This window comes from Anaerosporomusa subterranea (assembly GCF_001611555.1).
In the GTDB taxonomy this organism is placed as follows: Bacteria; Bacillota; Negativicutes; order Sporomusales; family Acetonemataceae; genus Anaerosporomusa; species Anaerosporomusa subterranea.
The window spans coordinates 195,138-209,073 of sequence record NZ_LSGP01000001.1; the positions used below are offsets into that span (position 1 = coordinate 195,138).

Below are 13,936 nucleotides of genomic sequence, written 5' to 3' on the forward strand. Positions count from 1 at the left end.
GCGGCTGTTTGCATAAGTTGATATTGAAGCTAGTTTGAACAGCTGAAACTGGATGAAGCGGTGATTGACTTGAACGAGGTAACTTTTAGTTCATATCTGCGTAGCCTCGTCGTGGGGGCGAACACTCAGGTTCCTGTTGCGTCAGGAGGCTATGTAATCGCTACGAATTTTGACAATGCGGCGACGACGCCTCCCTTTTGCGCTGTCATGGATGAAATCATTGCTTTTGCTCCCTGGTATTCGTCAGTGCACCGGGGAAAAGGTTATAAATCGATAGTAACTTCAGACATATATGAACAGGCACGGCAGACTGTCAAACAATTTGTCTGCGCAGGTGCAAACGATACGGCTGTTTTTACAAAGAGTACGACAGAATCGATTAATTTGCTCGCCAATGTTTTGGCGAATGACGGCGGAGAAAAGCTGATTTTGGCGACAGACATGGAACATCTGGCCAATGATCTCCCGTGGCGAAGGCATTTCAAAGTCGACTATGCATGCCTGGATGCTTTCGGGCGGTTGTCACTGAAAAATGTGGAAGACAAGCTGCAGCAGCATAAGGGCAAAGTAGCTCTGGTTGCCGTAACAGGGGCATCCAATGTAACCGGCTATATCAATCCCGTTCACTCGATTGCTCGCTTGGCACATAAACATGGTGCTAAGATATTTGTTGACGGGGCGCAGCTTGTGCCACATATGCCGTTTTGCATGAGCAAAGGGCAAGCGACTGAATGCATTGATTTCCTCGCCTTTTCGGCCCATAAAATGTATGCCCCATTTGGGGCGGGTGTTCTCATTGGCAACAGTGAGGATTTATTACAGGCAGAACCGTTGCTGTGGGGCGGTGGTGCGGTAGACTTAACCTCTCAGCAGTTTATTGAATGGGATGCTCCACCAGGCAGATATGAAGCAGGAACACCCAATGTCATGGGTGTGGTGGCTCTGGTCGCCGCTATTAGAACCTTGGAGGCAAACGACCTGGAAATGATTCATCAGTATGAAAGCAGCCTGATCTCTACTGTGATCGCAGGCTTAACTGACATTTCTGGCATCCGGTTGTATAGCGTTCCTACCTGTGATGATGAACGAGTCAGTTTGATTTCGTTTACAATGGAAGGTATCGATCATGGTTTACTGGCTCAAGCCTTATCACAGGAGGCTGGCATTGCGGTGCGGAATGGACTTTTTTGTGCCCATCCCTATGTCGAGAAGCTGCTGAAAATTAGTGACGAGGAGCTAAAATACTACCACACACATGATGACGCATCTGTTCCCGGCTTGGTCAGGATTAGCCTGGGCCTATACAATACCAGACAGGAAGTGGAGTTATTCTTGCGTACTGTTCGTCGTATTGCTGCTGATCCTGCGTTCTATGCCAAAAAATATCAAGCTTCCATGCGGAATGACCGGTGCTGCAATTCGTGGCAATCAGATTTTTGCTGAATTGCTACGTTTCCACGGAGGGCACAGAGGATACACGGAGGACACAGAGGATACACGGAGGACACAGAGGGTGACGAATGGTGTATTAGCCAGCTTTGCTGGCCAAAAACGTATCCCTCCGTGCGAACCCTCCGTGTGACTCCGTGAACTCCGTGGAAAAGTATTCCCTCCGTACTGTCTTAAAGACCGGTCGCAGTAGTTTTTTTTCCTGGAAACAGGAATATTTATTATGATGTCGAAGAAAATAGAGATGAAATGCGCGTCTCTGGTATACGGAATCTGAAGATCCGTCGGTGCGTCTGGTGGAGTTACGTTGACGAAATGACTACGAAGGTCATATCCCTGAATAAATTTCGGGGGTAATTTTTCGTAGTCTTGTTTTTTGCAGACTGCGAACCGATCTTTTTACCATAAGGAGTGTGGTCTGTAATGCATATGGCTGATTCATTATTGTCACCTGCTGTAGGAACAGTAATGTGGGGGGCTACGGCTGGATTAATTGCCTATTCTTCGAAAAAGGTTCAACAGGATATGGACGATAGCAAAGCACCGCTAATGGGCGTCCTAGGGGCCTTTGTATTTGCGGCGCAAATGATAAATTTCTCCATACCCGGGACTGGCTCTAGCGGTCATCTGGGTGGGGCCTTGCTATTATCAATTCTACTGGGAAAACATGCAGCCTTTTTGACTATCTCGTCCATCCTGGCGGTTCAAGCGCTATTCTTCGCTGACGGCGGCTTATTGGCGCTTGGCGCAAATATCTTTAATCTGGGATTTTTCCCCTGTTTTGTTGCTTATCCGCTTATTTATAAACCAATTGCGGCAGGCAACCCCGCCAAAGGCAAGCTGCTCGCTGGCATCTGCTTGGCGGCAGTGGTAGGCCTGCAGATGGGGTCTTTTGGTGTAGTTCTTGAAACACACTCGTCCGGAATCGCCGAGATTCCGTTTAAACCGTTTCTGTTACTCATGCAGCCGGTACATCTGGCGATTGGGCTAATGGAAGGACTAGTGACAGCGGCGGCGGTTCTGTTTGTGCTTGAAGCAAGGCCAGACATGCGTCTGGCTGTTGCCGGCAGGCCGCAACGGACTGTGGCTGCTCGCGGTCTGTTGGTCGGATTTTTGCTGTTAGCTTTGTTAACAGGCGGAGCATTATCCTGGTTCGCATCGTCTGACCCAGATGGCTTGGAATGGTCCATCGCGAAGGCTTCCGGGCAGGAAGAAATGTTAGAACGCGAAGGCTTGCATGCGATGCTCGCAAATTTCCAACGTAAAATTGCGTTTTTGCCTGATTACAATCTGCCAGAAAGTCAAGTATCGTCTGGGAATGAGCCAGTTGGGAAAAGCCCGGCTGCCTGGCCTGTGGTTGATGGCGGCCAGTCCACCGCCGGAGTCGTCGGTGTTTTGATTACCTTGCTGGTAGCCGGAGCAATTGGCAAATTGCTGAAGCTAGTAGCTCGTCGCACTTAAAAATATGGCTTATATTGCGGTCTTTTTCCGTCCTGCTTCGTTGTCGTCGCCTTGCATATGTCCGATATGCGCGGCTTCTCCGCCTCGCAGGACGAAAAAATCCTCGCAATCTAATCTCAAACTTTAAGTGCGACGAGCTACTAGTCGCGCGGCGATCTCGCAATACGTTAAACTAATTGATCATGGTGTCCTTAAGGAGTAGCTGATGAGTAGAATCGAACAACGATGGTTTGAATTCAGGCATATGGATGAGTTGTCTGCAGGCAATTCGCTAGTTCATCAACTACATCCAGGGGTTAAACTGCTGGCAACGCTAGTGTTTGTCATTGTGACAGCTTCTTTCCCTAAATATGAGATCGCGGCCATGGTTCCGCTGCTTTTATATCCACTGTTTCTTATTAGCTTGGCCGATTTGCCATGGGGCTTGCTGCTAAGACGGCTACTCTTAGGCCTGCCATTTGCCGTATTTATTGGCGTTTTCAATCCTCTGTTTGATCAAACGCCTTTATATCAAATCGGCCCCGTTACACTTTCGGGCGGGGTGGTTTCTTTCTTTTCTATTTTGCTGCGGTTTTCATTATCGGTTCTGGCTGCCTTAGCTCTAATCGCGACAACCGGCATAAACGCACTGGGGGCGGCGCTGCAAGCCTTTGGAGTTCCACGGGCGTTGGTGAATCAGATTCTGTTTATGTACCGCTATCTGCATGTATTAATGGAGGAAGTGGTCAGAACGCTTCGTGCCCACTCCTTGCGCTCACCTGAACGCGAGGCGGTGCGCATAGGGACCTGGGGGTCATTAACCGGACTACTATTGCTGCGTACCCTTGATCGAGCGCAGCGGGTTTATCAGGCGATGCTCTGCCGCGGCTTCGACGGTGAAGTCCGTCTTATGCGATCAAGCAATCTGCGGTTGAACGATGGGATATTTCTATTGATTTGGTTGTGTTTTTTCGTAACTATACGTATTTTTAATTTCCCGCAATGGCTGGGTGCTTTATTAATGGGGCGGTGAACATGAGTCATCATATCGTAGAATCAATTACTGTTGAATATGCCTATCCGGATAAGACGGAAGCGCTGCGTGGTATTTCTCTCCGCATTACTCACGGGGAATCGGTGGCGATTGTCGGTGCGAACGGTGCCGGCAAATCGACACTTTTGTCTCTGTTGGCTGGTGTCACCCTGCCGACGCGGGGGACTGTCCGCATTGGCGATTATCCGGTTAATCGACAGACAATCGCCCAAATCAGGCGTTGCGTGGGCATGGTATTTCAGAATCCGGATGACCAATTGTTCATGCCGACAGTTTATGATGATGTCGCCTTTGGTCCGCTGAATTTAGGCTTTCCATCCTCTGAAGTGGATACACGGGTTGCTAATGCGCTGGCGACAGTTGGCGCGGCTGATTTGGCTGAGCGCCCGCCGTATAAGCTGTCGGGAGGACAAAAACGGGCTGTCGCGATTGCGACAGTGCTTTCTATGATCCCTGATATTCTGGTGATGGACGAGCCGAGTGCCGGTCTCGATCCCCGCGCTAGGCGGAAGCTGATCGAGCTTCTGGCTTCCTTCAGTCATACAAAAATTGTTGCGACACATGATCTCGACCTAGCGCTGGATGTGTGTGAACGGACGATACTGTTAAGCGAAGGCAAAGTTGTTGCTGATGGTCTAACCCAGGTCCTCTTCAAGGATCAGGGACTGTTAGAGCAATATGGGCTTGAATTGCCGCTGCGTTTGCAAGACTGCCCGCTTTGCAGCCAAGGACGGTAAAACTATGCTTACACTTCCTATTGGCGAGCTGCTGCCAGCGCTTCTTGATACGTTGGCAATACACACTAATGCAGTCCTAACCGCCCCACCTGGGTCGGGAAAAACCACCCGGATTCCGCTCGCATTGCTCAATGCGCCATGGTTGGCTGGTCGCCGGATTCTGATGCTGGAGCCACGCCGCCTGGCAACCCGCGCGGCAGCTCATTATATGGCGTCACTGCTTGGTGAATCTGTTGGTGAGACTGTCGGCTATCGGATGCGTCTCGATACCAAGGTCGGTAAGAATACGCGGATTGAGGTTGTTACCGAAGGTGTCTTGACCCGAATGCTGCAAACCGATCCAGGGCTTGACGGAGTCGGGGTGCTGATTTTTGATGAATTTCATGAGCGCAGCTTGCAGGCTGATCTCGGCTTGGCATTTAGTTTACAGGCGCAAGCCGTATTGCGACCGGATTTACGCATCTTGATCATGTCGGCAACCATTGATTCTGCACCGGTGGCAGAACTGCTGGATGCTGCGCCAGTATTGACCGGACAGGGACAACTGTTTCCCGTGGAGACCCGCTGGCTGGCACGTCCGCCTCAGGAACGGCTAGAAACAGCCATAGCCCGGCAGATCATCGAGACATTAACTAATGAGACTGGAGACATTCTCGTCTTTTTACCCGGTGAAGCTGAAATTCGCCGGGTGGAATCCTTGCTGCTCCAGCAGGATAGAAAGCAAGCCCGTATTGCTCCTTTGTATGGCAGTCTATCGCAGGCAGAGCAGGATCAGGCGCTGCTGCCGAGTCCGGCGGGACAGAGAAAGGTTGTATTGGCAACCGCCATTGCTGAGACCAGTCTGACGGTCGAGGGTGTCAGAGTCGTGATTGATAGTGGCCTGATGCGCGCACCTCGCTTTTCGCCCCGCACCGGGATGACGCGTTTGGAGACCGTTGCAGTGTCAAAAGCCTCTGCCGATCAGCGCCGGGGCCGCGCCGGCCGGCTGGGTCCTGGCATTTGCTGGCGAATGTGGACAAAAGAAGCAGATGGTAGATTAGAGGAACGGTCTAGACCTGAGATTCTGGAAGCTGATTTGGCACCACTGGCGCTGCAATTGGCAGCTTGGGGAACGCAGCCGCAGGAACTGAAGTGGCTGGATATGCCGCCAGCAGCAGCGCTGGCTCAGGCTCAGGAATTGCTGCAGAATCTCGGTGCGTTAGCAGGCAATTTGCTTACTGATCATGGGCGGCGATTGGCTGACAGTGGGTTGCATCCGCGTCTGGCCCATATGATCGTGCTGGCGCAAAAGCTAGCTGTCGGCGGCTTGGGCTGTGATTTAGCGGCTCTGCTCAGTGAACGGGATGTATTACGGAACAGTGAGCGAAAAAATGACGCAGACCTGCGATTGCGTCTGGAGGCTCTGCAGCAACAACATCCGTCCTGCCGTCAGGTTGTGGCGCAGTCGCACTATTTGCGGCGGTGGTTTGGTATTGACCAGCGCCGTGAAGAAGACCTTGAAGCATGCGGCCTGTTGCTTTGCTTCGCCTACCCAGACCGTATCGCCCAGCGGCGCGCTGATGGCCGCTTTTTGTTGACAAACGGCCGGGGCGCGTCTTTTACGAACGTTCAGCCACTTTCAAGTGAGCCGTATATCTGTATTGCCGAACTGGATGACAAAGGCCCGGAAAGTCGGATTTATTTGGCTGCGCCGGTCACGCTTGCTGATTTGAAGCATCAGTTTAACGAAAGTATTCAAACCGAAACGCAGATTACTTGGGATAGAGAGGCTAAAGCTGTGCGGGCTAGACGGCTGGAAAAACTCGGCGCGTTAGTTCTAAGTGATGTCCCGATGCATGAACCTGACTCTGAGGCGTGTATCGCAGTGCTGTTGGCAGGAGTCAGGGAAGAAGGCTTAGGGGTGTTGCCTTGGAGCCGATCTTCCCGCCAATTCCGTCAACGCGTTCAGTTCATGCAACGACTCGATCTGACATGGCCTGATCTGTCTGATGAGATGCTTATTTCGACTCTGGAGAATTGGCTAGCGGCATATGTATATGCTATGAAGAGTGTGGCCGACTTGCAACGCCTAAATCTGACCGGGATCTTTGAGTCGATGTTGACTTGGGAGCAACGACAAAAATTAGACGAATATGCGCCCACTCACCTGACTGTGCCTAGCGGACAGCGGCTACCGTTAGATTACAGTGATCCAGAAGCTCCATCACTCGCTGTGCGTTTGCAGGAACTATTTGGAATGGCCGAAACACCGCGAATTGGTCAGAAAAGAGTGCCGCTAACATTGCGGCTGCTTTCGCCGGCGCAGCGGCCGGTTCAGGTGACAAAGGATTTAGCTAGCTTCTGGCGAACAGGTTACTTTGCTGTAAAGAAGGAACTTTTAGGCCGCTATCCGAAACATTACTGGCCTGACGATCCGCTGCAGGCGACGCCGACTCATCGGGTTCGCCCGTCTTCTTGACGTGTTGTCCTGCATACGCTAGAATAATATAAAATAATATTAAAAATATGTCGTTCTTAGGGCGTTCAGAGAGGTCCAGGTGTTGTTGTCTTTGAGACTACAAACTACCACCCTGTCCTACATGAGCTGAGTAGCATCACTAGGCAGCCCTGGAAACCACGCCGCGACACCCTTTACGGGTGCAACGCAGATGGGCCTTTATCAACGCCGATAGCGGCTTTTGGGAGAAAAGCATGAGCGTATTAACTGTAGATCATGTAACTCACGGTTTTGGCGCCCGCCAGATATTGGAGGACGCTTCTTTTCGTTTGCTTAAAGGTGAACACGTAGGCTTGATCGGAGCAAATGGTGAAGGAAAATCGACGTTTTTAAACATAATTACCGGTCAATTGGCGCCTGATGAGGGGAAGATTGAATGGTCGAACCGGGTGACGGTAGGCTATTTGGACCAGCATTCCGCTCTTGCCAAAGGCAGAACCATTCGCGATATTCTGCGTGAGGCGTTTCAACAGATGTTCGATTGGGAAGCGGAGATGCTAGCAATCTATGATAAAATGGGAGATGCTTCGCCAGACCAATTAGATCGCATGATGGAAGATGTCGGCGAATTGCAGGACCTTTTAGAACATAGCGGCTTCTACATGCTTGACGCTAAAATAGAAGAAGTCGCCAACGGTCTAGGCTTAGGCGATATTGGGCTGGATCGCGATGTGTCTGATCTGAGCGGCGGTCAGCGGACTAAAGTTCTGCTAACAAAACTGTTATTGAAGAATCCAACTATTCTTATTCTAGACGAGCCGACCAACTATCTCGACTTTGAGCATATCGAATGGCTAAAACGGTATTTGAAGAACTACGAGAATGCCTTTATTCTCGTGTCTCATGACCTGCCATTTCTTGATGAAGTGGTTAATGTTATTTATCATGTGGAAAATGCGACACTTACTCGCTATACAGGCAACTATGAACAGTTTCAGCAGATGTATGCCATGAAGAAGAGCCAGGAGAATCGCGCCTATGAGCGTCAACAGCAGGAAGTTGACCGTCTGGAGGATTTCATTGCTCGAAACAAGGCCCGGGTTGCCACTCGCGGTATGGCTAACAGCCGCCAGAAGCGACTCGAAAAAATGGAAATGATCGAAAAACCGCGAGAAAAGCCGAAGCCGACGTTTGGTTTTCGGGAAGCGAGAACACCAGGCCGCTTTATTGTTGAAGCGTCAGGATTAGTGCTTGGCTATGATGAACCACTGACTACACCGGTGGATTTTTCCCTCGAACGCGGACAGAAGGTCGCCATTCGCGGTGTTAACGGTTTAGGCAAGTCTACTTTGCTGAAAACAATTTTAGGCATCATTCCGCCAATCGCTGGCAAAGTGGAATTAGGCGATTACCTTTTCCCCGGCTACTTTGAGCAGGAATCGTCCCGTAACAACAGCAGAACTGCTATCGAAGAAGTCTGGGAAGAATACCCAGGCATGACCAATTTCGAGGTGCGATCTGCACTGGCCCGTTGCGGTCTGACGAATGAGCACATCACTAGTCAAATGATGGTGCTCTCAGGCGGCGAAAACGCCAAAGTGCGTCTTTGCAAACTGATGCAAAAGGATATCAACTGGCTGGTGCTCGACGAGCCGACCAACCATTTGGACTTTGAGGCGAAAGAAGAATTGAAGCGAGCCTTGAAGGAATTCAAGGGGACAGTCTTGCTGGTCTCCCATGAACCGGATTTCTACGAGGATTGGGTCACGGCGGTTTGGAATGTCGAAGACTGGACAACGAAAATTGTATAGAGCGTTGATATACCCCATCTGCGTTGTTAGCGCTACCTACCCTTTGCTAGCGTACCATATTGTACGCGTTGCTACTGGGGGTAGGTAGCGCTGCCTAGCAGCTAGGGCATCTGAACGCTCTATACACGATCTTTTAAGGAGCGCTAAGCCCGAAAATTATACAACAAAGCCGTCTGACTAGTCAGACGGCTTTGTTGTATAGACTTACTCGATCGTTATCATGTCAATTTTCGTCAGCATAGTCCGATTTCTTGTTCCTGGGCTGTTCATGAGATGCCACGCTGTATACTGCTCTGGATAGAGAGTATCAGCCGACATGCCATCAACCGGGACAATCACTTGATAACCGCGCACAGACGCGCCAGTCGCTGTATTGAGCACAGCGCCGTGAGCGACAGTGCCAACGATGATGACAGTTTTTATGTCTCTGGCTTTTAAGGTAAAGTCAAGGTCTGTATTATAAAATTTATCCACGCTGGACTTAACTATCAGCTCGTTCGGCAGAGGCGCGACAGCGGCGGCAATGTCGGCTGGCACGGCAGCCGAGGTCAAACTGTAAGCCACTAGCATGTTTTTGGCTCTCGCCCGATCCAGCATGTCTTTGATTTTTGGCACTGATTCGGCGCAGCGCGGCCGCTGTTCGACCATACGGGTTTGGATGTCAAGGATTAGCAAGGCTGTTGTCTGCGGATTGACAGTGATGACTTTGAGCTCAGGCGGCGGTGGGGCCGTAATAGAAGACCATTCATCAATAACGGTTTTTGTTGGCTCGGCAGAAAAGCCTGTGGTGGTCAGGAACATTAAGAGAACCAGAAGGATGCTTGTCCGAATCGGTAGCGATTTCATAGCGAACCTCCTCTTGATTTTTTGCATCCTTTCGACATGAAACATCTGAGTCCCTTTTTCTTCCTAAATATAATCCCGGCATCGTTTTATTTATTAACAAACGCGATTGAGAAACAGGATTTCTCCCTACATATGTGGAAAATACTAATTAAGGATCCAAGAGGAGGAATCATTCATGCATTTGCTTTCATATGAAGCTGCAGGCCAGCAGCGAGTGGGAATTCTGACTGCAGATAAACAGTCGGTCATTCCACTGATTATGGCTGAACAGCGTTATTTCGGGACAACTGGAGTGGGCTTGACTATGCTGGATGTGATTCAGCAAGGCGAACCAGCCCTGCAACGCATCCGCACCATTATCGAAAAGGCCAAAACAGATACCGATTGCCCAAGTATTCCATTGTCCTCTGTTAAAATAAGCGCTCCCATTGAACGTCCGCCGAAAAACATTTTTTGTATCGGCAAAAACTATACAGAACACGCACTAGAGTTTGATAAAACGAAAGATGCTAATATTGCTGTACCGAAACATCCGGTTGTATTCACCAAGGCTGCAACAGCGATCATCGGGCACCAGGATGTCATTCACTCGCACAGTGATGTGACCAGTGAACTGGACTATGAGGTTGAGCTTGCGGTCATAATTGGCAAGCAGGGGTATAAAATTTCTGCCGAAGATGCGATGGATTATATATTTGGCTATACCATCATTAATGACATTACTGCCCGCGATTTGCAAAAGAAACACCTGCAATGGTTCCTAGGCAAAAGTCTCGATACTTTCGCGCCGATGGGGCCGTACCTTGTGCATAAGAGCGCATTACCGCATCCTGACTGTTTGTCAATTCGCTCTAAGGTGAATGGTGAAATCCGGCAAGATGCTAACACAAAGGATCTGGTTTTTTCGATTCCGACTCTGATCGCGACCATTTCTGCAGGCATTACTCTTGAACCAGGCGATATCATTGCGACTGGCACTCCAGCTGGTGTTGGTGCAGGCTTTAACCCGCCGAAGTTCCTGCAGCCTGGGGATGAGCTGGAGTTGGAGATCGAAGGGATCGGCATATTGAAAAACCGGGTAGAATGAATTTGAAAATCTGTTAAGGTAGCGGGCTGGCCTATGCGCCAGCCCGTTTTTTTTAACTATCAACGGAGGTAGTCTCATGAAGACGTTATCATTACGACTTTTCCTTCAAGTACTTCTCATCCTCCTCTGCTTTTTTCCTAGCGATCCTGTACTGGCGGATCCCCGGGAGTTTGCTGATATTACTCAACAAACAATTCGCGACGGGATCATCGATATCGAGTACCCTGTTGTAAAGGGTCTGGATAATTCGGTTGCTACAGAAAAAATCAATTCCCTGTTGAGCGATCATGTGGCTCGCTTTCGCGCAGGCATGGCAGAAGACCCCTATGTGAAGCAGGCTGTAGGCCGCTATGTCATCCATCAAAACGCTGATGGCATACTCAGCCTGACGATCACTCAATATCATTACTCTGGCGGCGCGCATGGCATGTCAACTATGCAAGGCTATACCTTTGATTTAGCGACTGGCTACTTGTACCAGTTTACCGACTTAATTCCTCCCTGGGAGCGTGACCGGATCAATCGTACGATCAAGCAGCAAATTGCTGATAAGAAAACACCCTTACTCCAGCCTTTCACAGAAATAAAAAGGGAACCGGATTTTTATCTGATGCCTGATCGGAAAATAGTCATTTTCTATCAACTGTACGAACTGGCGCCATATGCGTGGGGATTTGTCCGCTTTCCCATTGAATATTAAGCGTTCCTGATCATCATGAAAACGAAAATTAGGCTGTCAGTACGCACCCTAGTTGAATTCGTTCTGCGCTCAGGCGATCTCACATCAACGTTCTCAGGCAGGTCGCGCGCGGTTGAAGGCACTAAAGCGCACCAAAAGGTGCAGAAAGCGCAACCAGCCCATTATCGCCCAGAAGTTGCTCTATCTCATACCATTGAGGCAGAGGATTTCGTCATTGAAATAGGTGGGCGGGCTGACGGAATCATCGAACAAGACGACGTTACCGTTATTGATGAAATCAAATCCACCGATACTGCGTTAAACGCGATTCATGAAGACGACAATCCGTTATTTTGGGCCCAGGCGAAATGTTACGCCTATATTTATGCTCTGCAGCAGAGCCTGGAGAAGATAGCGGTGCAGTTGACCTACTATCAAGTAGAGGACAAGACGTGCCTGCGTTTTGTGCAATGCTACGCAATTTCTGACCTAACCGCGTTTTTTAGCGATTTGATTGATCGCTACTTGGATTGGGCAAGGTTGATTCAACAGGGACAAGCCGACCGCAATCAGTCGATCAAAGAATTGAAGTTTCCTTTTGATTCGTTCCGGGCGGGTCAACGTGAGCTGGCGGTCGCTGTATACTGGACTGTGACTGCTGGCAATAAACTGTTTGCCCAGGCGCCGACCGGGATCGGCAAGACCCTAGCGTCACTGTTTCCTGCTGTAAAGGCGATCGGTGAAGGTAAAACAGAGAAGATCTTTTATCTAACTGCAAAAACCAGCACACGAGAAATTGCTGAACAGGCATTAGCAACGCTTCGAGAAAAGGGTTTAGTGCTGAAGTCTCTCACCCTCACCGCGAAAGACAAAATCTGTTTTAACGCAGAGACTGATTGTGATCCGGAAAAATGCATATATGCGTGCGGACACTATGACCGGATTCATGCCGCGCTACGCGAGATCTACGCACAACCGGTATTTACTCGCATCGTTATCGAAGAGTGTTCGAAGAAATATCAGATCTGTCCGTTCGAGTTTTCGCTTGATTTGGCGTTGTGGGCAGATTGCGTGATTTGTGATTATAACTATGTGTTTGATCCCCGCGTTTCGCTGAAACGATTGTTTGCTGAAGATGCCGGAAGCCACTGCCTGTTGATTGATGAAGCGCACAACTTGGCCGACCGGGCGCGGGAGATGTATTCTGCAACACTGTCAAAGAAGCCAATCAGCGAATTGAAGCAGGCATTGAAACAATCCCAGCCCAAGCTGGCCAAAGCGCTAGCGCCAGTTCAGACCTGCCTCGCCCGCTGGGGTAAAGCATGTGAGCAGACGGAAGCTAAACTGCTGGTTCAAAATGAGCTGCCAGCGGACGTATTATCGCCGCTTTATAAATTTGTCAAGCTTGCTGATGCTTGGCTCGCTCGCAATGAGCCTGCTCCCTTTAGAGAACAACTTCTGCAAGTCTACTTCGATATTCATGCGTTTCTACGCACTGCGGAAGAGTATGAAAGTGACTATCTCTTTTATGTGGAGAAAAAAACTGGCGGCGATGTAGCCGTCAAGCTCTTCTGTGTGGATCCGTCCCGCCTGCTGCGCCAAGTCCTAACTTTAGGCCGCCCGACGGTTTTCTTTTCTGCCACATTGTCGCCGCTCGAGTATTTTCATGCGATGCTCGCTGGCGATGAAACAGACAGAAGCTTGTCTGTCGCTTCGCCCTTTCCACGTGATAATCTACGGGTGCTGGTGGCTGATTATATCGCTACTACCTATAAAACTCGTGATTCAAGCTACGATGCAGTCGTTGCAGCCATTGCAACGGTAACTTCGGCGAGACAGGGCAACTATCTAGTATTTTTTCCTTCATATCGCTATTTACAGGAAGTTGCAGCCCGTTATGCTGAACGCACCAACGAAGATCAGCTTATCTGCCAGTCGGCGGGAATGACTGATGCGGAACGAGAAGCATTTCTGGATTGCTTTACCAATCAATGCGAAGGTACGCTTGTCGGTTTTGCCGTGTTAGGTGGCGCCTTTGGCGAAGGTATTGATCTGATTGGTGAGCAACTTTCCGGCGCGGTGATTGTAGGCATCGGTTTACCGCAGGTTTGTACCGAGCGGGAGATTATTCGCGCTTACTATGATGCCCAGAATGGTAGGGGCTTTGAGTACGCTTATCTTTACCCTGGGATTAACAAAGTATTGCAAGCCGCCGGACGTGTAATCCGGACTGATGCGGATCGGGGGATAGTCCTGCTAATTGACGAACGATTTTCTCAACAGCGTTGCCGCAGGCTGTTGCCACAGTGGTGGAAACCGATTCAGACTGTTCGGACGCCTGAAGGCATAGCGGCATGCAGCCGGGAGTTCTGGAGAGAGGACTAAAACACGATGTG

At 49.8% G+C, this 13,936-nt stretch carries 10 protein-coding genes; 9 read left to right on the top strand and 1 reads right to left on the bottom strand.

Features of this window, described 5'->3' with window-relative positions:
• The first annotated feature begins 60 nt into the window (after positions 1-60).
• From AXX12_RS00805 to AXX12_RS00830, 6 genes are all read left to right on the top strand, one after another.
• A complete protein-coding gene (locus AXX12_RS00805; protein ID WP_231881736.1) occupies positions 61-1,443 on the top strand; it encodes an aminotransferase class V-fold PLP-dependent enzyme in 1,383 nt (460 codons plus the stop codon).
• A 429-nt stretch (positions 1,444-1,872) separates the two neighbouring features.
• On the top strand, positions 1,873-2,910 hold the full coding sequence (locus AXX12_RS00810) for an energy-coupling factor ABC transporter permease (protein ID WP_066236804.1): 1,038 nt from the start codon (positions 1,873-1,875) through the stop codon (positions 2,908-2,910).
• A 205-nt stretch (positions 2,911-3,115) separates the two neighbouring features.
• Complete coding sequence (cbiQ, locus tag AXX12_RS00815) at positions 3,116-3,922, top strand: cobalt ECF transporter T component CbiQ (protein WP_066236806.1); 807 nt, start codon at positions 3,116-3,118, stop codon at positions 3,920-3,922.
• A 2-nt stretch (positions 3,923-3,924) separates the two neighbouring features.
• Positions 3,925-4,680, top strand: a complete 756-nt coding sequence (locus AXX12_RS00820) for an energy-coupling factor ABC transporter ATP-binding protein (protein WP_066236808.1) — start codon at positions 3,925-3,927, stop codon at positions 4,678-4,680.
• 4 nt (positions 4,681-4,684) lie between these two features.
• A complete protein-coding gene (gene hrpB, locus AXX12_RS00825) occupies positions 4,685-7,138 on the top strand; it encodes an ATP-dependent helicase HrpB (protein WP_066236811.1) in 2,454 nt (817 codons plus the stop codon).
• A gap of 233 nt (positions 7,139-7,371) precedes the next feature.
• On the top strand, positions 7,372-8,928 hold the full coding sequence (locus AXX12_RS00830; protein ID WP_066236812.1) for an ABC-F family ATP-binding cassette domain-containing protein: 1,557 nt from the start codon (positions 7,372-7,374) through the stop codon (positions 8,926-8,928).
• A gap of 204 nt (positions 8,929-9,132) precedes the next feature.
• Here AXX12_RS00830 and AXX12_RS00835 read toward each other — a convergent pair whose 3' ends face one another.
• A complete protein-coding gene (locus AXX12_RS00835; RefSeq protein WP_197470604.1) occupies positions 9,133-9,774 on the bottom strand; it encodes a cysteine hydrolase family protein in 642 nt (213 codons plus the stop codon).
• Positions 9,775-9,949: 175 nt separating this feature from the next.
• Between AXX12_RS00835 and AXX12_RS00840 the strand changes: the two genes are divergently transcribed.
• From AXX12_RS00840 to AXX12_RS00850, 3 genes are all read left to right on the top strand, one after another.
• Positions 9,950-10,861: a fumarylacetoacetate hydrolase family protein gene (locus tag AXX12_RS00840; protein WP_066236815.1), complete on the top strand. Its 912-nt coding sequence runs from the start codon at positions 9,950-9,952 to the stop codon at positions 10,859-10,861.
• Positions 10,862-10,937: 76 nt separating this feature from the next.
• Complete coding sequence (locus AXX12_RS00845) at positions 10,938-11,561, top strand: DUF3298 and DUF4163 domain-containing protein (RefSeq protein ID WP_082816623.1); 624 nt, start codon at positions 10,938-10,940, stop codon at positions 11,559-11,561.
• 15 nt (positions 11,562-11,576) lie between these two features.
• Positions 11,577-13,925: an ATP-dependent DNA helicase gene (locus AXX12_RS00850; protein WP_066236816.1), complete on the top strand. Its 2,349-nt coding sequence runs from the start codon at positions 11,577-11,579 to the stop codon at positions 13,923-13,925.
• Positions 13,926-13,936 lie beyond the last annotated feature (11 nt).